This is a genomic window from Pacificispira sp. (assembly GCF_965228185.1).
In the GTDB taxonomy this organism is placed as follows: domain Bacteria; phylum Pseudomonadota; class Alphaproteobacteria; order UBA8366; family Aestuariispiraceae; genus Pacificispira.
In genome coordinates, this window is record NZ_CBDDHE010000008.1 from 614753 (window position 1) to 637829 (window position 23077).

Sequence of the window (23077 nt, forward strand, 5' to 3'; positions counted from 1 at the left end):
CCGCCCGGGTTCCCGAAACCGACGCCTTAGGCGTTGGTGATCTTTTCCACGTATTCCTGACGCAGCGGCGCGAAATACGGGGTATCGGCCTGCCACCACCAGAGATTCGCCAGAGCCTCTTCGGTGTAGACTTCGTTGAACTGGTTCTTGTAGTCCTCGCCCGCGAATTCGGCCGCGCCTTTGACCGCCGAATTGTAGCCGGTGTTCATCGCGAACATGCCGGCCATTTCCGGCGCCAGCATGGCGTTGATGAAGGCATAGGCCTGGTCGACATTGGCCGCACCGGCGGTGACGCCCATGGAATCCATCCAGGTGATCCCGCCTTCTTTCGGCATGCGGTACTTCCACTTGGCGTTCTCACGGTTCAGCAGCAGGCCCGTCGTGTCCCAGGTCTGGCCGATCGTGGCGCCGGCATCGGTGAAGGCCGCCGTGGCTTCCGTCGCGTTGTTCCAGAACGCTGCGATGTTCTCCTTGCGCTCCAGGATGAACTTCGTGCAGCCGTCCCACACGCGGCGGGCATCGTCTTCCGACTTGTAGATGTCCAGCGCCCGGTTGGACGGGACTTCGCCGGTGGCGTCCAGATAGATCGCGACGCCCATGATGACCGACTTCTGACGGAAGGCGGCGGCACCCTTGGCTTCCGGCGTCCACAGCGACCCGAAGGAGACCTCGTCACGGTCCATCGGCCATTTTTCGCTGTCATAGGTGATGGCCTCGGTACCCCAATCGAACGGCAGCAGGTAACGCTTTCCGCGATAGGTGGCGCCCAGGTTGATCGAGTCGCGGACCATCGACGGGATGATGTTGTCCATCGCGACCTTGCTCTCGTCCAGCGGGGCCAACAGGTTGTTCGGATAGTAGTTCGGGCCGTTGGTGACGGACGGGAAGATCACGTCGAAGCCCTTGCCGCCGGCGGCCAGCAGCTTGTTTTCGGCTTCGTCGTTCGAACCGAAGGTCGACAGGTTGACCTTGATCCCGGTGTCGCCTTCGAACTTCTGGATCATGTTGTCCTGGATGTAGTCGCCCCAGGCGAAGACGTCGACCTGACCGGACGAGGCCAGGGCGTCATGGGCGCGCAGGATGGCCGGCGCGGCCAGGATGGCGGCGGTGCCCTTCAGGACGGAACGGCGGGAAAAGGACATGGGTTGCTCCCCCTTGATGTCGGATGCGATGAAAGAATCATGGATCCGCGCGGATTCGTGCCGCGCGGGGGTCTCCCTTACGCTTGTCTGTTGACCGTAGCGTGATGGCTTCGTTTCCGAATGATGACGAAACAATCGATGAGATTGTGACAGCCGAATTAAGGTAAGATGATACCGCCTCCGAAACCCTTTACCGCCCTGCGATGGACGGACTGTTTCCAAGCAGGTGGATTTTTCAAAGGTCGATCCGAACTATATCGACATTCGGTGAATTGAATGCCCGAACGGCATAGGAATGGAGACGCGCAATGGTCATCGACCGGATCATCAAAGGCATGGAAACGTCGGATGGCGACGGGGTGCGGCTGACCCGCATGATCGGCACGCCGCAATGCGACATGATCGATCCGTTCCTGATGCTGGACCGGTTCGACAATGACGACCCGGATTCCTATATCGGCGGCTTCCCCGACCATCCGCATCGCGGGTTCGAAACGGTGACCGTCATGTTGGACGGCCGCCTGCGCCATCGCGATTCGACCGGCGGCGAAGGCGTGATCGGTCCCGGCGACGTGCAATGGATGACCGCCGGGCGCGGCATCATCCATTCCGAAATGCCGGAACAGATCGCGGGCCGGATGCGCGGCTTTCAGCTGTGGGTCAACCTGCCCGCGTCGAAGAAGATGGCGCCGGCCGGCTATCAGGATCTGACCGACGCGAATATCCCGGTGGTGGAGAAGGACGGGGTGACCGTCCGTGTGATCGCCGGCGCCTATGACGGCGTCGACGGACCGGCCCGGACCCAGACCGATATCCGCCTGCTGCGCATCGACGCCGCGCCCGGTGCGAAGATCCCGCTGCGCGCGCCCGAAGGCCATAATGCCTTCGTCAGTGTCTATGAAGGAACGGTTTCCGGTCCCGGCGCACAGGGCGCGGCGCGCCATGTCGATGCGCCCTCCCTGGCGGAACTGACCGGCAGCGGCGAGGTCGTCCTGACGGCGGGGCCGCAGGGCGCGGCCCTGTTCTATGGCGAGGGCCGTCCGATCAACGAACCGGTCGCCCGCTATGGTCCCTTCGTCATGAACAGCCAGGACGAACTGATCCAGGCGGTCCGCGACTTCCAGAACGGCCGGCTGACGGCATAACGGGCCCCAACCCGCACGGTACGGCAATTCGTCGCGTTCGAGCGCCGGGCATGGCGGTCCCGCATGTTGACCGACATGCCAGACCTTGATTTGTAAAACTCGTCGAAAATGGTCGAAAGATTGGACGAGCGATGACCCGTGTTGCGCGGCCGGCCCGCCCGGAAGACAGCGCCGAGATGCTGCGGCTGATGATCGGATTGGCGGAGTTTGAGAAGAATATCGACGATTTCGCAGTGACCGAAGAGGCGCTGCTGGAACGCGGCTTCGGCGAGAAGGCACAGTTCCGTGCCCTTGTGATCGACGCGGCGGACCGTCCCGGCCTGGCCGGGATCGCGGTTCTGTACGAAATCCCCTTCACCTATACGCTGAAACCCAATCTGGTCCTGAAGGAACTGTTCATAGACCCGCGCGACCGGGGCCGGGGCCTCGGGTCGGTGCTGTTCACCGCCGCGACGGAGATCGCCAGGACCGGCGATTATGGGGAGCTGATCTGGACCGTGATGAACGGCAACGAACCGGCCGAACGCTTCTATCGCGGCATGGGCGGAGAGCCGGATGTGAAATGGAACAACTGGGTCTACCGTTTGCGCTGACGGCGGTTCAAGGCGTATCCAGCCAGGGATGCCGCCGGTCCGTGTAGACACTCTTGGTCGGTTTCGGGAAGGACGGGTCGGCAAAGGCACCCACGGCGACGGCGACATAGCCCGGCTTCGCGGCGGGATACCAGTAGACGGTACCGCCGCATCGCGGACAGAAATGAAACGCGATATCGAACCCGCTATCCCCTCGCCGCAGAAACTCGGCGGACTCGCCGCCTGTTGCGACCGACGCAATGTCGAAGAAGGCCGCGATGCCAAAGGGGCTGCCGGTCCGGCGCTGACAGTCCAGGCAATGGCACAGCGAGACCGAAACCGGCTCGCCGGAACAGCGCGCCGTCAATTGCCCGCACGCACAGGCGGCCGTTCGAACCACCGGCGGGCCGGCGGTCAATATCCTGCGTCCTGATTGCCCCCGACCTCGCCTTCGACGGCCGGCTTATCTTCGCCATCCTGCTTCTTGCAGGCAGCGATCAGGGCGGCGAGCGGCAACAAAGCGGCAAGACGCAGGGCGGTACGACGGGTCATGTTTCGGCTCCGGCTTGGATCGACGCCAGGATATCACACCACGAGGCCGAACACCCAACCCGCGATCAGGGACCCGGTCAGAGCGATCGCGAGGTAGAGTGCGAAAGCCTTGGTCCTCAACACTGGCAGGATCGCCATCGCGCCCCAAATGCTGACCACGCCGCCGGACACCAGGAAGGCCATCGCCGCCCCCGGCGCCATCCCGTGATCGATCAATCCGCGGGTCAGGGGCAACGCGGCATAGCCGTCCAGATAGGCCGGCGCCCCGACGAAAACGGCCAGCGGCACAGCCCACCAGACATCCTTGCCAACCAGCGGCGCCAAGGCATGCGGGTCCAGCACGGATTGCAGCACATGTTCGGCCGCGAAGGCAGGCGTCAGGCAGATCAGGATCAGCCGGGTCGTGACCAAGGCCTGGCGCAGGAAGACGGCGCGCCGTTCCGGATCGACCCAGGGCGCCGCCACGAATTGCGACGGCCCACAGCCGCAGGGCCGTTGTTCCTGCAAGCCGCGGACGATGCCGTTTTCCCGCAGCGGATTTTGCACCCAATCCCGCCCTACGATCAGAGCCGTCACAGCGCCGCCCAGCATGCCGATGCCGAAAGCGGCGACCGTCTTGCCGACCGCGAAATCCATGCCCAGCGTCGCCGCCGTGGTCGCCAGCATCGCCGGGTCGGTCACGGGCGAGGACAGCCAGAACGCCATGACCGGCGCCAGGGGTACGCCCGCGGATAGCAGGCCCACCATCAAGGGCAGGACGGTCACGCCGCAGACCGGGGTCACGGCCCCGATGGCGGAGGCGACAAGAACCGTCTTGAGCGCATGGCCGTTGAAGACCGCCGCGACCCGGCCTCCGGCACCGCTGGACGTAACCCAGGCGGCGACAAGGATCCCGGGCACCACGATCGGCGCAACCGACAGCAGGCTGTGCAGCACAAAGGTGAAGGTTTCCAGAGCCGCCCCGGGATAGACCGCCGTGGCGACGGCCCCCGCAAAGCCCGCCGACAGAAGGATGACCCGGCCCGGCCTTACCGGACCCAACCAGCCGATGCCTTGTCTCATGTCCCTTGCCTCATGCCGGTCTCCAGCGCCGTTCGGAATGACGATGGACGCAGTTTGCGGCACGGCCTATCATTTGAGAAACTTGTATTTCTTCTATGAGCTATTCGAATGACTGATGGATTGCCTGCCCGTTCCCTGAACAGCGATGCCTTGCGCACATTTCTGGCCGTCGCGGATGCCGGCAGTTTCACCGGCGGCGCGGACCGGATTTTCCGGACCCAATCGGCCACCAGCCTGCAGATCAAGCAGCTCGAAACGCTACTGGGCCGTCCGGTTTTCGAACGGCATGGAAGGGGCGTGCGTCTGTCACCGGCGGGCGAGCAGTTGGAGAAGGTGGCGCGGCAGGTCGTCGGCGATCTGGACCGGGCGATGAGGGCTTTCGCCGGTGCGGAGACGACAGGCCGATTGCGGGTTGGGCTTCCGGACGAAATCCGCCACGGCCAGCTTTCCCGCGTTATCGCCGATTTCACCGCGGCCCATCCGGGAACGGAGATCGTCGTACAATGCGCGATGAGCAGCCGGTTCTCTTCGGCGCTGGAGAATGGCGAGCTGGATCTCGCCGTCTATGACGCCGAAACCGCCCCACCCGACGCCGAAATCCTGATGCAGGAAACGACCCATTGGGCCGCGTCCCGGCGCAACACCGCGTGGCGGCGCGAACCCGTGCCCGTTGCCCTGTTCGACCGGGACTGCTGGTGGCGGAACGAGGCGCTGGAACATCTGGCCCGGCTGCGCCGCCCCTACCGCATCGTCTATTCCAGCGAAAGCTCCGAAGGCGTGATCGCCGCGCTGGACGCCGGAATCGCCGTCGGCATGCTGTCGCGCGGCAGCATCCATGACGGCCTGACCATCCTTGGCGCAGAAGACGGTTTCCCCGAACCGCTGCCCAACACGACCCTGGTCCTGCGCCGCGCCCCGGCCCTGAAGGACGACCCGGCCGCCGACGCCATGTCGGACGCCCTGCGGTCGGCCTTCAGGCGCTGACCGGCTCTTCGGTTACGACTGCAGTTCCGGCAGGTCCCGGTAGAGATCCAGCGCTTCCGGATTGGCGAGCGCTTCGGCGTTCTTCACCGGGCGGCCGTGGACGACATCGCGGACGGCCAGTTCGGTGATCTTGCCGGAGCGCGTGCGCGGGATGTCGGCGACGGCGATGACCTTGGCCGGGACATGGCGCGGGGTGCAGTTGGTGCGGATGCGGGTCTTGATCGACTTGATCAGATCCTCGGTCAGCGCGTGCCCCGGCTGCATGCGGACAAACAGAACGACACGGGTGTCGTTGTCCCAGATCTGGCCGATGACGATTGATTCCAGGATCTCGGTAAAACTTTCGACCTGGCGATAGATTTCCGCCGTGCCGATCCGCACCCCGCCCGGATTGAGCGTTGCGTCCGACCGGCCGTAAACCGTGAAACCATGATGTTCGGACTGGGCGATGAAATCGCCATGGGTCCAGACATTCGGATATTTGTCGAAATAGGCCGCGTGATAGCGCTCGCCCGTATCGTCGCCCCAAAAGCCCAACGGCATGGACGGGAAGGGCCGAATGCAGACCAGTTCCCCCTGTTCGCCGACCACCGGCTTGCCGTTATCGTCGAAGACATTGACCGCCATGCCCAGACCCGGCGACTGGATCTCGCCGCGCCAGACCGGCTTCACCGGATTGCCCAACATGAAACAGCCCAGAATATCCGTGCCGCCGGAAATGGAGCTGAGCTGCAGGTCCTTCTTCACGTCGCGATAGACATAATCGAAGCTTTCCGGGACCAGCGGCGACCCTGTGGAACACATGACCCGAACCGTGGACAGATCGTGCGTCTCGATCGGCTTCAGCCCGGCCTTGGCACAGGCGTCGATCCATTTGGCCGAGGTGCCGAAGATGGTCCATTTCTCATCCCGGGCAAAATCGAACAGGACATCGCCGTCCGGCGCGAAGGGCGAGCCGTCATAGAGCATCAGGGTCGAGCCGCAGGCCAATCCGGCGACCAGCCAGTTCCACATCATCCAGCCGCAGGTGGTGAAATAGAAGGTCCGGTCTTCCGGGCCCGCATCACAATGCAGCAGATGTTCCTTCCATTGCGTCAGCAACGTGCCGCCGGCACCATGGGTGATGCATTTCGGCTTACCCGTCGTGCCCGACGAATACATGATGTAGAGTGGAATGTTGAACGGCAGTTGCGGGAAGTCGATCTCCTGCGCCGGGAAGTCGGCGATGAAATCGGCCAGCGAGGCCGCGCCCGCCACCATCTCGCAATCCGGTTCCGCGTCGATCAGCGGCAGGACCACGACCTGCTGCACGCTGGGCAGATCGGTCAGGAATTCCCGTACCCGCGGCAGGCTTTCGATTGTCTTGCCGTTGTAGAAATACCCGTCCGCTGTAAACAACACTTTGGGTTCCGATTGGCCGAAGCGGTCCAACACGCCCTGAACCCCGAAATCGGGCGAACAACTGGTCCAGACCGCGCCCAGCGAGGCCGTCGCCAGCATGGCGGCAATGGTCTCCGGCATGTTGGGCACGAAGCCGGCAACCCGGTCGCCCTGCTGCACACCGGCCGCCGCCAGCGCCTGACGCAGGCGCGAGACCAGATCGTAGAGTTGATTCCAGGTCAGACGCTTCTGGGCCTTGTCTTCCGACCGGAAGACGATGGCGTCGCTGTCGTCCCGGCGGGACAGCAGGTTTTCCGCAAAATTGAATTTGGCGTCGGGGAAGAATTTCGCGCCCGGCATCTTGTCGCCATCGGCCAGAACGCGCTCGCCCTTGACCTGCGCCTTGATGCCCGCGAAGTCCCAGAACGTGTCCCAGAACTTCTCGACCTCGGTCACCGACCAGTGCCACAACGCATCGTAATCCGGCAGATCGACGGACCAGCGCCGTTCGCATTCACGGCGGAACTTGGTCATGTTGCTGGCTTCGACAGCCTGCGGATCGGGCGTCCACAACGGCTCGGTCATCCCCCTCGACTCCTTCTCAAATACTGGCTCGGTATAGCGTTCTGACGGTCTGTGCGGTTCCGGCACAATGGTCGTGCCACGCCCCCGCCTTGTTCTTTATGGCGTAAGGGGATAGCACGGAGGAATAGGAAGGCCAAGGCGGCGCGAAGCCCCGGTCCGACGCCTTCTCTCACAAGCTCAAAGCCCCGGATGAGCCCGCCCGTTACCGAAGTCGACGTTCCCGCCGCGAAACACGCCCCGCCCCGGGCGCCGGTCCCGGCAAAGCCAAACAATCCGATGCTGGGCGCGGCACTGATGACCCTGGCCGCCGCGCTGTTCGCCGGGCTGAACGGTCTGGTCAAATATGCGTCCAATCTGGGCCTGGATCCGCTGCAGATCTCCTTCCTGCGCTCGATCTTCGCAGCCGGCGCGATGATGCCTTTCCTGATCCGTCCGATCCTGGCCAACGGGTTTGCCTATCTGAAACCCGTGCGGCCCGGCCTGATGCTGTTCCGGGGCCTGTCGGCCAGCATCGGCGTGATGCTGTGGATGACGGCGGTTACCATGCTGCCGCTGGCGGAAGTCACCGCAATCAGCTTCACCGCACCGCTTTTCGCGACCATCGGCAGCGCCTTGCTGCTGGGCGAAATTGTCCGCGCCCGCCGCTGGTCGGCCATCGCCATCGGTTTCGTCGGCGTGCTGATCATCCTGCGGCCCGGCATGATCCCGCTGGAGACCGGTGTCTTCTGGGCCATCGGGGCGGCCGGGGGGATGGCTGTCGCCGCCCTGGTGATCAAGCTGTTAACCCGCACGGAACCGGCGGACCGCATCGTCTTCTGGACCAATGTCATCCTGACTTTCGGCACATTGGGCCCGGCGATGTGGGTCTGGCAGCCGATGACGATGGAGATGTGGCTGGTCGGCATCGCCATGGGCGCGGTCGGCGCCATCAGCCATATCTTCCTGACCAATGCCTTTGCCGTCGCGGATGCGTCGATCGTCCTGCCCTTCGACTATACCCGCCTGCCCTTCGTCGCGGTGGTCGGCTTCTTCGCCTTCGGGGAGACGTCCGATCTGGTCACCTGGCTGGGTGCGGGGCTGATCGCGGCCTCCGCCTTCTATGTCGCCCGACGGGAACAGCAGATCGCCAAGAAAGCTCAGAGCGCGGCGCGCACCTGATCCGGCGTCGCCGGTGTCCCGCCCGCCGCCTCGATCCGCCGGACGGCGTCCGTCACCCAATCCAGATTGGACCGGGCCGACCCCCAGGGCGCGTCCTCCAACCCGACCCGGACATGACCGCCCGACGCCACCGCCGGTTCGATCAGCGGCGTGATATCGACCCGCAGTCCCGCCACCATCCAGGTCGCGCCCGGTGCGGCCTCGTCCAACAGCCGCCGGTGGGCTGCCAGCGCCCACTCTTGCGGCGGGAAGCCGAAAGCGAAACCCTCCGAGAACATGAAGCGGTAGATCGGTCGCGGGCAGTTCGGCACGGCGGCATGAAGCGCCGCGCCCAGACGGGTGAAACCGGGTTCGTAAATCGCATAGCCGGGATGGAATCCGTGTTCTGCCGCCAGTTCCAGACCGGCGCGGATATGGTCCCCCGGATTGGCATAGAGAAACCCGGTCTCGCCTGCCTCGATGCGGTCGAACCCGGCGATCTGAACCGATCCCGGATCGACCACGGCACAATCGATCAATCCGCGCTTCGCCAGTTCCGCGGTGTGTGAGAAGCGCTGCGCGCCTGTCATGGCGTTGGGATCGCCCATCGCGCCCGGGAAGGGGATCGTCGGATAGACCAGCGCATCGCAGCGCGCGCGGATGCCTTCGATGATCCGGGCATAGGTCCGCCAATCGTCGCGCTGACGCCCGGTCGCCTCGTCGAAGGCATGGACATGGATGATCGCCGCCCCCGCCTCGGCACAGGCGACGCCTTCCGCGACGATCTCGTCCACGGTGATCGGAATGCCGGGCTGGATATCCCGCGTCCAGGGACCGTTCAGCGCCGCTTCCAGCCAGACCGCGTCCATTCGTGAATCAGACCGCGATCGCGCCGTATCCGGCGGCCAGGGTCAGGATCAGCGCCGTCAGGACACCGATGGTCAGAAGCTTGCGCAGCCTGCCGTACCAGGCCGGGAACATGCCGACGGCCACCGCCTTCCGGTCGACCAGGAAGGCCAGCGCGAAAGCGACCGCGAACCCACCCAGAATGACCTTTGCATCGGGCAGCAGCAGCAGCGCCCAGCCCAGTGTCGCCGGCGTCACCGACCAGATCAGTCGCGCCCAGTTCGGCGTGCAGGCGTCCCCGGCCAGCGCACGCCCCCAATGCACCCCGCCCAGAAAGGACAGGATCACGGCGGCATAGCCGAATTGCATGATCAACGCGTTGTGGATCAGGGACGGGTCGCCGCTCCACAGGCCGAGCGCCGGGGCGAAGAAGGGGATCAGCCCCGCCAGCCCCAGAATCAAGGCCGGTTTCGGGATATCGCGCTTGGAGTCCGTCGCCCCGGCCATCAATGCGCCTCCGCCCAACTCTTGCCGGTTCCGGCCTCGACGACCAGCGGGACGGCGAGGTCGAGGATCGGCAACGCGGCGCCTTCCATGACATCCTTCACGCAGGCGATGACCGCCTCCGCCTTATCCTCCGGCGCTTCGAAGACCAATTCGTCATGGACCTGAAGCAGCAGTTTCGCGTCTTCGGTCAGCCTGGCACTTTCCAGCGCTTTTGGAATCCGGATCATGGCGCGCTTGATGATGTCGGCAGCGCTGCCCTGAATGGGCGCGTTGATCGCCTGACGGTCGGCATAGTTCCGGCGCATCGGGTTCTTGTCGTTGATCGTCGGGATGTGGATACGCCGACCGAACAGCGTCTCCACCCGGCCATGCTTGCGGCAATAGTCGACGGTTTCGTCCATGAACTGGCGGATGCCGGGGAAGCGTTCGAAATAGCGGTTGATGAAGTCCTGGGCCTCGCCGCGCGCCACCCCGATCTGGTTCGCCAGACCGAAGGCCGAGATGCCGTAGATGATGCCGAAATTGATCGCCTTGGCCTTGCGGCGGATATCCGGCGTCATGTCGGCCAGCGGCACGCCGAAGACTTCCGACGCGGTCGCGGCGTGAATGTCCTGTCCGTCTCGGAATGCCTGGATCAGCGGCTTGATGTCCGCCACATGGGCGACGAGGCGCAGTTCGATCTGGGAATAATCCAGCGAGATCAGGGTCGATCCTTCCGGCGCGACGAAGGCCTGGCGGATCTTGCGGCCTTCCTCCGTCCGGATCGGGATGTTCTGCAGGTTCGGATCGGTCGAGCTCAACCGCCCGGTCTGCGCGCCCGTCATCATATAGGAGGTGTGAATGCGCTTCGTTTCCGGATGAATTTCTTCGGGCAGGGAATCCGTATAGGTGCTCTTCAGTTTCGACAGCATGCGCCAATCGAGAATTTTGGCGACGATGGGATGGGCGTCGCGCAACGGTTCAAGCACGTCCGAATTGGTCGAATAGGCGCCGGTCTTGGTCTTCTTGCCGCCTTGCAGCCCCATCTCGTCGAACAGGATTTCGCCCAATTGCTTCGGCGATCCGACATTGAAGTCGCGCCCGGCATCCTTCTTGATCCCGTCCTCCAGTTCCATCATCCGCTTGCCGAAATCGCTCGACATCTGACGCAGGACCGTCGGATCGACCTGAATGCCCCGGCGCTCCATCGCGGAGAGAACCGGCACCAGCGGCCGTTCGATGGTCTCATAGACCGTCGTCAGCTTTTCTTCCAACAGGCGCGGCTTCAGGATCTGCCACAGGCGCAAAGTGACGTCCGCGTCCTCGGCGGCGTAATCCCGCGCCTTGTCCAGCGGCACTTCGGCGAAGCTGATCTGCGACTTGCCCTTGCCCGCGACTTCGGAATAGGCGATCGGCTTGTGACCCAGATGCAGTTCCGACAATTCGTCCATGCCATGGCCGTGCATGCCGCCTTCCAGCACGAAGCTGATCAGCATCGTGTCGTCGATGGGGCCGACCTGAATGCCTTCATTGGCGAAGATCACGGCGTCGTATTTGATGTTTTGGCCGACCTTCAGAACGCCCGGATCCTCCAGCATCGGTTTCAGGATTTCCAATGCCTCGGCCTTGGCGATCTGTTTCGGCGGCTCCGCTCCGCCGCCGAGAAGGTCGCCGCCGCCCGATCCCGGCGCGACATGGGCAACGGGGATATAGCAGGCCTTGCCCGCCTCGACGGACAGGGAAATTCCGACCAATTCGGCGCGCATCTGGTTCAGCGAGGTCGTTTCGGTATCGACGGCGACAACGCCCGCCTTCTCCGCCCGCGCGACCCAGGCTTTCAGCGCGTCGGTATCCTGGACCAGCTCGTATTCCGCGTCCGCCGGGGCCGGTACGTCGGCCGCCTTGTCCGCCGCGCCGCCGGTCTCCGTGCCGTCGCCGACACGGGCGATCAGGCGCTTGAAATTGTTCGCCTGAAGGAAGGTCATCAGGCGGTCCCGGTCGAGATCGCGCCGCTTCAGCTCGGTCAGCGGCACCGTCACCTCGACATCGTTCTTCAGCCGCACCAATTGGCGCGAGATCCGGGCCATTTCGGCATGTTCGATCAGGCTTTCCCGGCGCTTCGGCTGCTTGATTTCCTCCGCCCGGGACAGAAGCGTATCCAGGTCGCCATATTCGTTGATCAATTGCGCCGCGGTTTTGATGCCGATACCCGGCACGCCCGGCACGTTGTCGGTCGAATCCCCGGCCAGGGCCTGAACATCGACCACGCGGTCGGGACCGACGCCGAACTTCTCCACCACCTGGTCGTGCTTGATCGCGATATTCTTCATCGGGTCCCACATGGACACCCGGTCGTCGACCAGCTGCATCAGATCCTTGTCGGAGGACACGACCGTCACTTCCGCGCCCAGCTTCTTCGCCTGTTCGGCATAGGTCGCGATCAGATCGTCCGCTTCGAACCCCTCCATCTGCAGACAGGGCAGGTTCAGCGCGTCCACCGCCTCATGGATCAGCGGAAACTGCGGGATCAGCTCTTCCGGCGCGTCGGGGCGATGGCCCTTATAGTCGGGATAGATGTCGTTCCGGAAATTCTGCCGCTTGGCGTCGAAGATCACCGCGACATAGTCGGCATCCGTCTGTTCGATCAGGTTCAACAGCATGCTGGTCACGCCGAACACCGCATTCGTCGGCGTACCATCCGCGCGGTTCATCGGCGGCAGGGCGAAAAATGCCCGGAAAATATAGCCGGAACCGTCGACGAGATAGAGATGTTTGGGTGTTTCGGACATGCGGATCGGACCCTCGAACGGAATGGCGTGGCGCGGTGGCCGCAGTATGCCCGCGCCGGTCGGATCGGGAAACACCGCAGCCGCTTGAATTTCCGGCTCTGCTGACCAAAATAGGAAGAGCGGACGGACGCCTATGAAGGGTCCGTGACCGCGGATCGGCTCTCGCTTGATCGCCGCTGCTACGGGCGATCGCAAGGAGGAGGCAGCCCATGGCGCGCATGACGCTGTTCAACAGCCCGCTTCTGCTGGGCTTCGACGAGATCGAGCGGACTCTCGACAGGGTTGCCAAGATGTCGTCGGACGGATATCCCCCGTACAATATCGAGCAGCTGGACGAAGACCGCATTCGGATTACCTTAGCTGTAGCGGGGTTCTCTGAAGAGGATCTGGCGATCCAGCGCGAGGACGATCAATTGGTCGTCATCGGCCGGCAGGGAACGGACGACAGCGAGACGAGGATCTTCCTCCATCGCGGGATCGCCGCCCGCCAGTTCCAACGCCGGTTTGTCCTGGCGGAAGGGATTGAAATTGACGGTGCGACGTTGAACAACGGTTTGTTGGATATCGATCTGCGCCGCCCCCGCCCCGAAACGCGCGTCGAGAAGATCGCGATCAATGCGGGACGGAAAACGAAATCGGCGAACGCGCCGAAAGCCTTGGACGTCGAAGATGCCTGAGGCGAAGGAGAAAGAGATGGAAACGACCGACCTGAAATCCCTCACCCTGGACGAGCTTCTTGGCCTCGGCGCGGGAGATGTCGGCTATATTCGCCTCGTCGAAACCGACGAAGGCCCGCAATACGAATTGCGTGACGCGGATGGCAGCCAGCTCGCCACCGCCGCGACCGCCGACGCGGCCCTGTTCGCGGCGGAACATTTGGACATCGAACCGGTCACGCTGCACTAGGCGGCGGACGGTCGAAAGGGCCGGCCTCGCGCCCTTTTCCCCTCTATTCCGGAATCGGCAGAAAGGTTGAGCGAACCTGTTCGGACGGGTTCTTGTCGACCGCGTTCGGCCCGTCGTAAATGACGGTGACGCCAACCATGCCGTCCGCCGTTTCGCCATCGCTGGACAACGGTAACGCGAGCCGTTCCGCACGCGTATAGCGTCCGACAGATCGATAGACGAAACCGTCTGTGTGAAAGATCGCTGGCTCTGTCAGAACACGCAGCATCAGCGCGTTGACGCGTGCGAACTCTTCCGGACGAACCAGATCCGACAGCAGCTTTCCGCGAACCGTGGAAATTCCCGTCGCAATCGACACCGCTTCCCCGGCAAGCCGGTAGCGGATGGTGTCGTGCTCCGCCTCGTAGTCGCACAGCCAGATTCCGGACAGGATCGGGCCCAAGTCGACAGGATCAATGTCCTGTCTGGAAGGCAAGGCGCGGCCGTCACGCTTGGCGTGCCAGTAATTGAAAAGCGTCCACAGTTCCCGGTGTTCAAAGCAGGAATAGGTACCGCGGTCGATCACCGGTCTACTACTACGTATCACTTGCGCTTCTTCCGCCCGCCAAACATGCAACCAATCGCACATGTTAGGGGACCGGCCCTGACAGTCAAAGAAATAGCAGCAAAAAAAGCGGCGCCCCATTTCCGGGGCGCCGCCAATTCCGTTTGCATGTCCGGCGCCTTAGCGCGGGGCGAGGACCATGATCATCTGGCGCCCTTCCATATTGGGGCGCTGTTCGACCTTGGCCTGCTCGTCCATTTCGGCCTGGACGCGCTGCAGCACTTCGAGTCCCAGCTCCTGGTGGGCCATTTCGCGACCGCGGAAGCGGAGCGTGACCTTCACCTTGTCGCCTTCTTCGATGAATTTCTTCAAAGCGCGCATTTTGACTTCATAGTCATGCTGCTCGATATTCGGGCGGAATTTGATTTCCTTGACCTCGATGGTCTTCTGCTTCTTCCGCGCCTCGTTCTTGCGCTTCTGCTGTTCGTATTTGAACTTGCCGTAGTCGAGGATCTTGCAGACCGGCGGGTCGGCGTTGGGGGACACTTCCACCAGATCCAGACCTGCCGCTTCGGCGATCCGAATGCCTTCCTCTACCGTGATCACGCCATGATTTTCGCCGTCGTCATCGATGACACGGACTTGCCGCGCTGTGATTTCCTCGTTGACGCGGGGGCCCTCCTTGGTGGGGGGAGGAGCGTAGTGTGGTCTGCGTATAGGAGCCTCCTCGACCGATTGCCGGCCGGTGTCGTTGATGTTGGGTAACCATCCGTTCCGTATGCCGAAGGCGTGCAGGAAATCCCGCACGCCCGCACCGGAACACTTTTAAGGCGCGCCCGCAGGGGATCGCGCTTCTTCTCTTAGAATATGGATTGCGTCGTCCAGCGCAAGAATTTCCTGATCCTTGCCGCCCAGACGGCGCAGGGCGACGGTGCCTTCCTCCTGTTCGCGCTTACCGACGACCAGGACGGCCGGAACCTTCTGCAACGACAATTCGCGGATCTTCAGGTTGATCTTCTCGTTCCGCGTGTCGCTTTCCGCCCGCAGCCCGGCCGCTTTCAGCTTCGCCAGCACCTCGGCCGCATAGCCGTCCGCGTCGTTGGTGATCGTCGCCACCGTCGCCTGAACCGGGGACAGCCACATCGGGAACCGGCCCGAGAACTGTTCGATCAGGATGCCGATGAAGCGTTCGAACGACCCCAGAATCGCCCGGTGCAGCATGACCGGACGATAGCGGTTGCCGTCCTCGGCCATATAGGTGGCATCCAGACGTTCCGGCAGGACGAAATCGACCTGCAGGGTGCCGCATTGCCAATCCCGGCCGATGGCGTCGCGCAGCACGAATTCCAGCTTCGGACCATAGAAGGCGCCTTCGCCCGGATTGAGCGTGAAGGTGGCGCCGGCCGCCTCGGTTGCCCGTTTCAGGGCGTCTTCGGCCTTGTCCCAGGTCTCGTCCGACCCGGCGCGGGTTTCCGGCCGGTCGGAGAACTTGATGGCGAAATCCTCGAAACCGAAATCGCGATAGATCGACGCCAGAAGGTCGATGAAGATCTTCGTCTCGGATTCGATCTGGTCTTCGGTGCAGAAGATATGCGCATCGTCCTGGGTGAAGGCGCGCACCCGCATGATACCGTGCAGGGCGCCCGACGGTTCGTACCGGTGGCACGACCCGAACTCGCCCATGCGGATCGGCAGATCTCGATAGGACTTGATGCCCTGTTTGAAGATCTGCACATGGCCCGGACAGTTCATCGGCTTCAGCGCCAGCATGCGCCGGTTCGCGCCGTCCTCGGACGTGCTGTCGGATTCATCGACTTCGGCGATGAACATGTGCTCGCGGAACTTCTCCCAGTGGCCGGACTTTTCCCACAGCGCGCGGTCGACGAGCTGCGGCGTCTTGACCTCGACATAACCGGCCTTGTCCAGACGGTCGCGCATATAGCGTTCGATGGTACGGTAGACCGTCCAGCCCTTCGGATGCCAGAAGATCGACCCGCGCGCCTCTTCCTGAAGATGGAACAGGTCCAGTTCCCGACCCAGGCGGCGGTGGTCGCGCTTCTCGGCCTCTTCCAGGCGGTGCAGATAGGCCTTCAGCTCCTTCTCGTCGCGCCAGGCCGTGCCGTAAATGCGCTGAAGCTGCGGATTGTTGGCGTCGCCGCGCCAATAGGCCCCGGCCAGACGCAACAGCTTGAACGCCTTGCCCAGACGGCCGGTCGACGGCAGATGCGGGCCGCGGCACAGGTCGATCCAGTCGCCCTGGCGGTACATCGTGATGTCTTCGCCCTCGGGCAGTTCCCAGACCCATTCGGCCTTGAAGCTCTCGCCCTTCTCGGCGAACAGATCGGCGACGTCCTTGCGGTCCCAGACCTCGCGCACGATGGGCACGTCGCGGTCCACGATCTCCTTCATCCGGTTTTCGATCGCCTCGAAATCTTCGGACGAGAAAGGCTGCTCGCGATGGAAATCGTAATAGAACCCTTCCTCCGTCGCCGGGCCGAACGTGATCTGGGTGCCGGGGAACAGTTCCTGCACCGCCATCGCCAGCACATGGGCGGCGTCATGACGGATCAGTTCCAGCGCCTCGTCATCCTGGCGCCGGATCAGTTCCAGCTTCGCATCGGTTTCGATCGGGCGGTTCAGGTCCCATTCCGTGCCGTCGACACGGGCCAGCACCGCGGCCTTCGCCAGGCCGGGGCCGATTTCGGTCGCGACATCCAGCGCCGTCACCGGGCCGTCATAGGATCGCACACTGCCGTCGGGAAGGGTAATTGCCACCATGGCGTCTTGTCTCCATCCAGGTCCCGTCAACCAAACGGGGCACCGTTTCCGGATCGCGGGTATCTCGGCCCGTTTCGAAGGGCCGCCCCCACAACCTGTCAACGTTCGGTTCCGGCACCGCCTCGCCCCTACGAAGGACGTTTGGACGGCACCGCTCGTCAAATAGTCGAACGGGCGGGGTGTATCGCAGCCCCGTTTTCGGGGCAAGGAAATTCAGTTCCCTACGCCAGGGCGGTGCAGGCGGCCAGAACGTCCATCTCGTTCAGGCCGGTCAGATTGGGTACCCGCAGGATCGTGACCTGCGGCCCCTTCTGTCCGCACAGCTTCGGATCGGAGGCATGGGAATAGAGAACGACGCAGCGGCAGCCGGCGACGGCGGCCAGATGCATCGGGCCGGTATCGTTGCCCACCGCGATCTCCGCCCGGCGGGCCAGACTGGCAAGCTGCAAAAGGTCGGTCCTGCCGGTCAGGTCCAGGGCGTCCGGACAGGCGGCGGCAATGGCGCTGGTCCATTCGGCATCGGCCGCGGTCCCGATCAGAACCGGGGTCAATCCACCGGCGGCCCAACGCGTGGCCAGCGCCGCATAACGGTCCGCGGGCCAGCGCTTTTCCGGCCGGTGCGGCGCGCCGCCCGGGACCAGCAGGCCGAAGCGCTGCGGCAGGGCCAGCGCCGACAGGTCGGCATTCATCCATGCCGCGTTCGGCATCGGCACTTCCGCGATGCCGGCTCTGGCCAATTGATCGCGCTGGCGGTCCAGCGTGTGCATGCGGTCGCGGGCGGGATTGTCATGCGGATGGGACGCGCCGGGCGCGATGCCGGACAGATAGGGCCTGTCCGGCCACATCAGCCACCAATACAGGGCCGAGCGGTCCGATGTCTGCAAATCGAAGACCATGTCGAACCCGCCGCCGCGCAGCCGATTGCGCAGGGCAAGATAGCCCAGCGGACCGCGCGGCCGGGCATCCACCCAGACCCGGTCGAACCAGCCCGACCGTTCTGCAAGACCCGCAAAGGGTTTTGTCGTCAGCAGCGTGATTTCCGACTGCGGCAGGGCCGTGCGGATGGCCTGGAACGGTCCCATCGCCTGGACGAAATCGCCCAGCGCGCCAAGCTTGATCACAAGGACCCGTTTCAGGCCGGTCGGAAGGTCCGCCATATCAAGATGTCTTAGGCCGCGCTGGCGGCGGGCGCCTGCAGCAATTCCCGGTACACGTCCAAGGTCGACGCGCACATCCCGGCCTTGGTGAAGCGGTTGCGGGCATTCTCGATCCCGGCCTGACCCATTGCCATGCGCGCCTCGGCGCCCATATCCAGCGCGCGGTCGAGCTTGTTGGCCAGGTCGAACGCGTCGCCCGGACGGAACAGCCAACCGGTCACGCCATCCTCGATCTGCTCCGGCGCGGCGCCATGGGCGGGGGCGATCACCACGCGGCCCATCGCCTGGCCTTCGACGGCGACCCGGCCGAACCCTTCCGGATCGGTCGAGGCGGAAATCACGATATCGGCCAGTTTCAGCGCCGCGGGCATGTCGTCGCAGCCGCCGACGGCATGGACCATGTGATCGACCTTCAGGCGCTTGGCCAGATCCTCGACCTCGCGGACATAGGCGTCGCGCCCCTGGGAGTCGCCGACCAGCAGGCAGCGCACAGGACGGTGCGTCATCTCTGCCAGCGCGCGCAGCAGCAGGGTCTGACCCTTCCACCGCGTCATGCGGCCCGGCAGCATGACAATCGGCACGCCGTCCGGCAGGCGCCAGCGTTCGGACAGCCGGATCAGGCGTTCCGCCGCGACGTTCTCGCCGGAATACAGATCCATGTCGATACCGCGATGGATCACCCGAACCTTGGTCCCGTCCGGGCGGTAATTGTCATGGATATGGCGGCGGATGAACTCGCTGATCGCGATCACCCGGTCGGCCTTAGTCATGACCGAATTGTAGTACCGCTTCAGCGGGTTGCTGAAATTATAGGTGCCGTGGAACGTGGTCACGAACCGCGCGCCCGTGCGCTGCGTCGCCCAGAGCGCACTCCAGGCCGGGGCGCGGCTGCGCGCATGAACGATGTCGACGCCCTCGTCGCGGATCAGCGCTTCCAGGCGGTCGGCATTCCGGCGCATCGTGAAATAGTTCTTGGACGCCAGCGGCAGCTCGACATGCTCGATTTCGGCACGGTGCAGTTCCCGGGTCATCGGCCCGCCGGCAGAGGCGACCAGCGCCCGGAAACCCGCGTTTTTCAACGCCAGTGCCACGTCGATCGTGCCGCGTTCGACGCCGCCGGTCACCAGGGCCGGCAGGACTTGCAGCACCGTACCGCGATACCGTGTCGCGGCGGTTTCGGCCGGCGCGGTTTCGGTCGGGTCGTCTTCCGTGTTAGAGCGTACCATCGTCACAATTCGTCAGTCCGTCGCCACCCGAAGGATCCGCTCCATCCATGTCCGAAAACGCGCACCTGGATACCGTCAAGACGCTCGATCAACCGGAACCGGGTACCACCGGTCGAGCAAGGATCGCATACCGGGATATCCCGCGCAACGCAAGCGATCCGACGGCCGAAAGCAGCGGAAATGCGGGAATCCTGTTCTGCGGCGGCTTTCATTCCAACATGGATGGCGGCAAGGCGGCCTTTCTGGCCCAGCGTTGCGCCGAGACCGGACGCGGCTTCGTACGGTTCGATTATCGGGGGCACGGCTTAAGCGGCGGCGCCTTTGCGGACGGGACCATCGGCGACTGGTATGACGACGCGAGACTGATCTTCGACCGGGTCTGCGACGGACCGCAGATTGTCGTCGGTTCCTCCATGGGCGGTTGGATGGCGCTGCTGCTGGCGCGCGACCGGCCGGAACGGATCCAGGGTGTGGTTCTGATCGCGCCGGCGCCGGATTTCCCACGCCGACTGATGCTGCCGCAACTGGACGCGGCCGCCCGTCAGGCCCTGGACCAGGACGGCGTCTGGCACCGCCCGTCGGAATTTGAGGAGGATTCCTACCCGATCACCCGCGCGCTGATCGAGGAAAGCGCCCGGCACGAAATCCTGGACGGACCGAAGATCGCGGTGTCGGGGCCGGTTCACATTCTGCACGGCACGGCCGACGAGGTCGTGCCGCTGGACCATGCGCGCCGGGTCGCCGAGCATCTGGCGGCGACCCGCGTCACCCTGGACGTCATCGACGGCGGCGGCCACCGCCTGTCCGACCCGCCCGATCTGGACCGTCTGTGGCGCGCGGTCGAATCCGTCTCGGCGCGCTGAACCGGTTACCAATGGGTCAGATCGACCCGCCTTCCTTCTTCCAGGGCGCAAGCAAGCTGATAATAGAGGCCCTGCCAGCGCATTTCCTCGGGATTGCCGTCCGGAATCGGCTTCGTGTAGCAATCGGCATCGGTGCCGTAGGACGCTGCCGCACAAGTACAGACCGATACCGGGTGTCCCGCATTGTCATCCGGCTCCCGCGAGCCGATCATAGTCGCGCGCAAGAAGCCGATTACATTGGTCCGCGTCCCTTTCGCCGTGGCGGCCATGACCTGCAAATTCGACTTCATGGTCGTGACGGCGGTATCCGTACCGATCAGGGAGTTCTGAATGGTGGTGAAAACGTCCGTCGTCGCCTTGTAGTTATTGACGATCGGCAGCCATTCCTGCGTCAGCCGGTCGCCCTCTGTCCCTGCGACGGCTTGGGTGAATTCCGCGCGCGCCTCAGGGCGTGCAAAGGATTTGAACTCGAGATACAGGCGCGCAAGCCTTTCATGATAGGCCATGCCGGCGGCGACGCGGATCAGGGTGCATTCGGCGACGAACCGGGTGGCGCGATCCCCAACGCAGAGCTGCTTCGCCGCGTCGGCAGCGCCGATGACGCTGGAAAGCGCGGACTTGGACTTGGCCCCGGCCAGCGCCTGGATATACCAGAGCTGCAGATTCAGATCGTCGTCGTTCAAGGTCGATTCGCGAGCCGCCGCCGAGTCTTCGGCGATGGCACGATAGACCGGCTCCGGTTGCGCCGCGCAGGAAAATTTTTCCAGCGCGGAGACGGAGGCGTCCGACTGGGACTGCAGACAGCGTAACTCCTCCGCCGCCGCGTCCCTGAAACGGTTTTCCAGGCTGGCAAGCTTGGCTTCGTTGCAGGCGGCCAGCGTCAGGGTTACGCCGATCGCGAGCAGCAAGGCGGCGATACGGCGAGGCGGGACGGTCGGTGGCATGGTCCGGTTCTCCTGTCGGCTGGCTTACTGCACGCCGCCCGTGTCGGTCGGCGCGGGCAGGGGCGAATCGCTGCTGATCAGGGATTCGATCAAGGCGTCGGTCAGGGTCGGCACCGTGCCGTATTGGACGACATAGGGCAGAAGGTCCCGCAGGACCTCGCGCATTTCCCGCTCCCCGAACGATCCGACATGGGCGGCGGCATAGTCCTGCAGGGCGGCCATAAGGCCGCGGATCGCCGCCGTATTCGCGGCCGCTTTCGTGACATTCCCGGCGGCGGTCTTCACCGCGACATGGATGGCGTCCGCCAGGCTTTCGCCGAACAGGATTTTGCCGGACCGGCGGCCCGCAGCGACATCGGCGGCGTTGCGCATATCGCCCGCCGCCCCGGCGATGACGGCGGATACGACGCCATACAGGACCTGATCCGTCTGGGCATTGCCGGTGGAAATGTCGATCAAGCGGCCGGGATTAGCGGCCACGGCGTCGGCCGACAGCGCGGCCACGTTCAGCCAATCCTCCGCCGACAGCATCGGCGCCCCGGAATCGCGGATCGACGCCGCGACGATACCCATAAAGGCCTGCAGTTCGGGTGACCCGTCCGGTGCAATCATGCCCGGCGTCGCGGCAAAGCGGGTCGCCGCGATATGAACCAGAGCGGCAGCCTGATCCTTGCTGAAGAGTTTCTCCAGCACCTTGTCCGTCCCGTCCTGCGCGCGCAGCGCGCCGCTGAGCCCGGCGGTCACGTTCTGGACGAGATGGGTCAGAAGGTCGTTGGACAGAGTTCCCCAATCGCCGGTCCGGTCAAACAACACCGGCGCGGTCTGCCCGACCGCATCGACAGCGGCGGCCACGACCTCGCCGATCGCGGCCTTGTTGTACGGCGGCGGCGCGGCGCGGAGCTGCGTCGCCAGCGCCTCCAGGACATTTTCGCCCAGGGTCTGGATCTTGCCGTCGGCGTCGATGAACAGTTCCGGGCGCTCGGCCGCCAAGTCCAACAGCGCGTTATAGATTCGCAACGCCCCGTCGCGGCCGAAATCGTCGATCAGCCCGTTCTCCTGAAGCGCCGTCAGCACCGACCGGGTCAACTCGCCGATCAACGAGCCCGCCGACGCCGGATCGCCCGCAGACGTCTTGAATTTGGACCCCAGGAAGGCTTCCTGATTGCGCATCAGCGCGCCGATGGCCGCCTCCGACATCGGCCCAAGCAGCAGGTCGCGCACCTTTATGGCGGACAGCGAATCCGCCTCGAATGCCTTGACCAGCGGCACCAGGACGGATTTGGACATGTCGCGCAGATGATCCTCGTCGATCATCTCGTCGATATTCGATTGCAGCGCGCTCAAGCCGGCCTGACTGAAGATCATGAAGGCCTTTTCAGCGAACGGCTGGGATGTGTTCTGAAATTCCTCCAGCTGGGGGATCAGATTCAACGCCAACGACGAGACCAGGCGCGCGGCATTGCCTTCCAACCCGACCGCGCCCGGCTGGTTGGCCACGAAACTGAGACCCAATCGCGCCAGTCTGACCGCCAGCCGTCCGGCCCAGGGTTCGGCTTCCGCCGCGTCGCCCCATTGCTTGACCAGCACGACATAGCAACCCTGATTGCGTATATCGTTCGATCCGAGCGACTGCTGGAAATCAGCAACGTGAAGGCTTGCCAATCCGGTCAGACGATTGGCAATGCGCTGCCCCGCCGGCGTGGATTTGTCGGGGATGTTGTTCCAGGTGTCCTTAAGCTGCTCGAATTCGGACAGGACAGCGGCGGGAAGCGACGCCTGGACGCCGCGCAGCGCCTGATAGGCGCGCTCCCCGGCATCGTCGCCGGTATAGGTCAGAGGCGGCAGGACCGCGCCGTTTCGGCGCAGACTGTCGCGATAGATCAATCGGCCCTCTTCGCCCAGTTCCAAGGCCGCCTGGAATCCCAGAACGATCAACGAAATCGGAATAGCCATGGCGAATACCTTTCCTTGTCGGGCCG

General features: G+C 64.0%; 22 protein-coding genes. 7 read left to right on the plus strand and 15 right to left on the minus strand.

From position 1 onward, the window contains the following. Nucleotides 1-26: 26 nt before the first annotated feature. A complete protein-coding gene (locus ACO06O_RS17675; RefSeq protein WP_421882767.1) occupies nucleotides 27-1142 on the minus strand; it encodes an extracellular solute-binding protein in 1116 nt (371 codons plus the stop codon). A gap of 308 nt (nucleotides 1143-1450) precedes the next feature. Here ACO06O_RS17675 and ACO06O_RS17680 point away from each other — a divergent pair, with 308 nt between their 5' ends. Together ACO06O_RS17680 and ACO06O_RS17685 are read left to right on the plus strand one after the other, a co-directional pair. After that, the gene (locus ACO06O_RS17680; RefSeq protein ID WP_421882769.1) at nucleotides 1451-2287 is read left to right on the plus strand and encodes a pirin family protein; all 837 of its coding nucleotides are present in this window, start codon (nucleotides 1451-1453) and stop codon (nucleotides 2285-2287) included. A 131-nt stretch (nucleotides 2288-2418) separates the two neighbouring features. After that, a complete protein-coding gene (locus ACO06O_RS17685) occupies nucleotides 2419-2880 on the plus strand; it encodes a GNAT family N-acetyltransferase (protein ID WP_421882771.1) in 462 nt (153 codons plus the stop codon). Nucleotides 2881-2887: 7 nt separating this feature from the next. Here ACO06O_RS17685 and ACO06O_RS17690 read toward each other — a convergent pair whose 3' ends face one another. The 3 genes from ACO06O_RS17690 to ACO06O_RS17700 are packed head-to-tail and all read right to left on the minus strand — an operon-like array spanning nucleotide 2888 to nucleotide 4473. Further along, nucleotides 2888-3277, minus strand: coding sequence for a GFA family protein (locus ACO06O_RS17690; RefSeq protein WP_421882774.1), 390 nt, complete (start codon nucleotides 3275-3277; stop codon nucleotides 2888-2890). Continuing rightward, nucleotides 3274-3411 (minus strand): hypothetical protein, encoded by a 138-nt coding sequence (locus tag ACO06O_RS17695; RefSeq protein WP_421882777.1) that lies wholly within the window; start codon nucleotides 3409-3411, stop codon nucleotides 3274-3276. Before ACO06O_RS17695 ends, ACO06O_RS17690 begins: the two co-directional genes overlap by 4 nt. Before the next feature lie 33 nt (nucleotides 3412-3444). Then, nucleotides 3445-4473: a permease gene (locus ACO06O_RS17700; protein ID WP_421882780.1), complete on the minus strand. Its 1029-nt coding sequence runs from the start codon at nucleotides 4471-4473 to the stop codon at nucleotides 3445-3447. A 108-nt stretch (nucleotides 4474-4581) separates the two neighbouring features. On the opposite strand from ACO06O_RS17700, the gene ACO06O_RS17705 reads away from it, so the two are divergent. Next, on the plus strand, nucleotides 4582-5457 hold the full coding sequence (locus ACO06O_RS17705) for a LysR substrate-binding domain-containing protein (protein WP_421882783.1): 876 nt from the start codon (nucleotides 4582-4584) through the stop codon (nucleotides 5455-5457). A gap of 12 nt (nucleotides 5458-5469) precedes the next feature. On the opposite strand, the gene ACO06O_RS17710 is transcribed toward ACO06O_RS17705, so the two are convergent. Then, nucleotides 5470-7422: an acetoacetate--CoA ligase gene (locus ACO06O_RS17710; protein WP_421882786.1), complete on the minus strand. Its 1953-nt coding sequence runs from the start codon at nucleotides 7420-7422 to the stop codon at nucleotides 5470-5472. Between the two features lie 189 nt (nucleotides 7423-7611). Between ACO06O_RS17710 and ACO06O_RS17715 the strand changes: the two genes are divergently transcribed. Further along, a complete protein-coding gene (locus ACO06O_RS17715) occupies nucleotides 7612-8580 on the plus strand; it encodes a DMT family transporter (RefSeq protein ID WP_421882789.1) in 969 nt (322 codons plus the stop codon). Here the strand turns inward: ACO06O_RS17715 and ACO06O_RS17720 are convergent. The 3 genes from ACO06O_RS17720 to polA are packed head-to-tail and all read right to left on the minus strand — an operon-like array spanning nucleotide 8559 to nucleotide 12680. Continuing rightward, a complete protein-coding gene (locus ACO06O_RS17720) occupies nucleotides 8559-9428 on the minus strand; it encodes a 3-keto-5-aminohexanoate cleavage protein (RefSeq protein WP_421882793.1) in 870 nt (289 codons plus the stop codon). The genes ACO06O_RS17715 and ACO06O_RS17720 overlap by 22 nt on opposite strands. Nucleotides 9429-9435: 7 nt before the next feature. Next, nucleotides 9436-9912, minus strand: a complete 477-nt coding sequence (locus ACO06O_RS17725; protein ID WP_421882796.1) for a DUF3429 domain-containing protein — start codon at nucleotides 9910-9912, stop codon at nucleotides 9436-9438. Then, the gene (gene polA / locus ACO06O_RS17730; RefSeq protein ID WP_421882799.1) at nucleotides 9912-12680 is read right to left on the minus strand and encodes a DNA polymerase I; all 2769 of its coding nucleotides are present in this window, start codon (nucleotides 12678-12680) and stop codon (nucleotides 9912-9914) included. The genes ACO06O_RS17725 and polA overlap by 1 nt, the downstream gene beginning before the upstream one ends. Nucleotides 12681-12889: 209 nt before the next feature. Between polA and ACO06O_RS17735 the strand changes: the two genes are divergently transcribed. Further along, nucleotides 12890-13357: an Hsp20 family protein gene (locus ACO06O_RS17735; protein WP_421882802.1), complete on the plus strand. Its 468-nt coding sequence runs from the start codon at nucleotides 12890-12892 to the stop codon at nucleotides 13355-13357. Between the two features lie 16 nt (nucleotides 13358-13373). Continuing rightward, a complete protein-coding gene (locus tag ACO06O_RS17740) occupies nucleotides 13374-13586 on the plus strand; it encodes a hypothetical protein (protein ID WP_420420490.1) in 213 nt (70 codons plus the stop codon). Nucleotides 13587-13629: 43 nt separating this feature from the next. On the opposite strand, the gene ACO06O_RS17745 is transcribed toward ACO06O_RS17740, so the two are convergent. The 5 genes from ACO06O_RS17745 to ACO06O_RS17765 form a co-directional block, all read right to left on the minus strand. After that, the gene (locus ACO06O_RS17745; RefSeq protein WP_421882805.1) at nucleotides 13630-14151 is read right to left on the minus strand and encodes a PAS domain-containing protein; all 522 of its coding nucleotides are present in this window, start codon (nucleotides 14149-14151) and stop codon (nucleotides 13630-13632) included. 159 nt (nucleotides 14152-14310) lie between these two features. Further along, nucleotides 14311-14847, minus strand: coding sequence for a translation initiation factor IF-3 (gene infC / locus ACO06O_RS17750; protein ID WP_421883718.1), 537 nt, complete (start codon nucleotides 14845-14847; stop codon nucleotides 14311-14313). A gap of 108 nt (nucleotides 14848-14955) precedes the next feature. Then, a complete protein-coding gene (thrS, locus tag ACO06O_RS17755; protein ID WP_421882808.1) occupies nucleotides 14956-16908 on the minus strand; it encodes a threonine--tRNA ligase in 1953 nt (650 codons plus the stop codon). Nucleotides 16909-17129: 221 nt separating this feature from the next. Continuing rightward, on the minus strand, nucleotides 17130-18065 hold the full coding sequence (locus ACO06O_RS17760; RefSeq protein WP_421882811.1) for a glycosyltransferase family 9 protein: 936 nt from the start codon (nucleotides 18063-18065) through the stop codon (nucleotides 17130-17132). An 11-nt stretch (nucleotides 18066-18076) separates the two neighbouring features. Next, nucleotides 18077-19291: a glycosyltransferase family 4 protein gene (locus tag ACO06O_RS17765; protein WP_421882814.1), complete on the minus strand. Its 1215-nt coding sequence runs from the start codon at nucleotides 19289-19291 to the stop codon at nucleotides 18077-18079. A 47-nt stretch (nucleotides 19292-19338) separates the two neighbouring features. Between ACO06O_RS17765 and ACO06O_RS17770 the strand changes: the two genes are divergently transcribed. Beyond that, nucleotides 19339-20154, plus strand: coding sequence for an alpha/beta hydrolase (locus ACO06O_RS17770; protein WP_421882817.1), 816 nt, complete (start codon nucleotides 19339-19341; stop codon nucleotides 20152-20154). Between the two features lie 5 nt (nucleotides 20155-20159). On the opposite strand, the gene ACO06O_RS17775 is transcribed toward ACO06O_RS17770, so the two are convergent. After that, complete coding sequence (locus tag ACO06O_RS17775; RefSeq protein ID WP_421882820.1) at nucleotides 20160-21098, minus strand: hypothetical protein; 939 nt, start codon at nucleotides 21096-21098, stop codon at nucleotides 20160-20162. Nucleotides 21099-21122: 24 nt separating this feature from the next. Further along, nucleotides 21123-23051, minus strand: a complete 1929-nt coding sequence (locus tag ACO06O_RS17780; RefSeq protein ID WP_421882823.1) for a hypothetical protein — start codon at nucleotides 23049-23051, stop codon at nucleotides 21123-21125. Between the last annotated feature and the right edge of the window lie 26 nt (nucleotides 23052-23077).

Coding starts and splice junctions, on each gene's coding strand:
- ACO06O_RS17680 (WP_421882769.1), top strand. CDS start 1,451: ATGGTCATCGACCGGATCATCAAAGGCATGGAAACGTCGGATGGCGAC.
- polA (WP_421882799.1), bottom strand. CDS start 12,680: ATGTCCGAAACACCCAAACATCTCTATCTCGTCGACGGTTCCGGCTAT.
- ACO06O_RS17740 (WP_420420490.1), top strand. CDS start 13,374: ATGGAAACGACCGACCTGAAATCCCTCACCCTGGACGAGCTTCTTGGC.
- ACO06O_RS17705 (WP_421882783.1), top strand. CDS start 4,582: ATGACTGATGGATTGCCTGCCCGTTCCCTGAACAGCGATGCCTTGCGC.
- ACO06O_RS17685 (WP_421882771.1), top strand. CDS start 2,419: ATGACCCGTGTTGCGCGGCCGGCCCGCCCGGAAGACAGCGCCGAGATG.
- ACO06O_RS17700 (WP_421882780.1), bottom strand. CDS start 4,473: ATGAGACAAGGCATCGGCTGGTTGGGTCCGGTAAGGCCGGGCCGGGTC.
- ACO06O_RS17775 (WP_421882820.1), bottom strand. CDS start 21,098: ATGCCACCGACCGTCCCGCCTCGCCGTATCGCCGCCTTGCTGCTCGCG.
- ACO06O_RS17780 (WP_421882823.1), bottom strand. CDS start 23,051: ATGGCTATTCCGATTTCGTTGATCGTTCTGGGATTCCAGGCGGCCTTG.
- ACO06O_RS17695 (WP_421882777.1), bottom strand. CDS start 3,411: ATGACCCGTCGTACCGCCCTGCGTCTTGCCGCTTTGTTGCCGCTCGCC.
- ACO06O_RS17735 (WP_421882802.1), top strand. CDS start 12,890: ATGGCGCGCATGACGCTGTTCAACAGCCCGCTTCTGCTGGGCTTCGAC.
- ACO06O_RS17765 (WP_421882814.1), bottom strand. CDS start 19,291: ATGGTACGCTCTAACACGGAAGACGACCCGACCGAAACCGCGCCGGCC.
- ACO06O_RS17715 (WP_421882789.1), top strand. CDS start 7,612: ATGAGCCCGCCCGTTACCGAAGTCGACGTTCCCGCCGCGAAACACGCC.
- ACO06O_RS17770 (WP_421882817.1), top strand. CDS start 19,339: ATGTCCGAAAACGCGCACCTGGATACCGTCAAGACGCTCGATCAACCG.
- ACO06O_RS17725 (WP_421882796.1), bottom strand. CDS start 9,912: ATGGCCGGGGCGACGGACTCCAAGCGCGATATCCCGAAACCGGCCTTG.
- thrS (WP_421882808.1), bottom strand. CDS start 16,908: ATGGTGGCAATTACCCTTCCCGACGGCAGTGTGCGATCCTATGACGGC.
- ACO06O_RS17760 (WP_421882811.1), bottom strand. CDS start 18,065: ATGGCGGACCTTCCGACCGGCCTGAAACGGGTCCTTGTGATCAAGCTT.
- ACO06O_RS17675 (WP_421882767.1), bottom strand. CDS start 1,142: ATGTCCTTTTCCCGCCGTTCCGTCCTGAAGGGCACCGCCGCCATCCTG.
- ACO06O_RS17720 (WP_421882793.1), bottom strand. CDS start 9,428: ATGGACGCGGTCTGGCTGGAAGCGGCGCTGAACGGTCCCTGGACGCGG.
- ACO06O_RS17710 (WP_421882786.1), bottom strand. CDS start 7,422: ATGACCGAGCCGTTGTGGACGCCCGATCCGCAGGCTGTCGAAGCCAGC.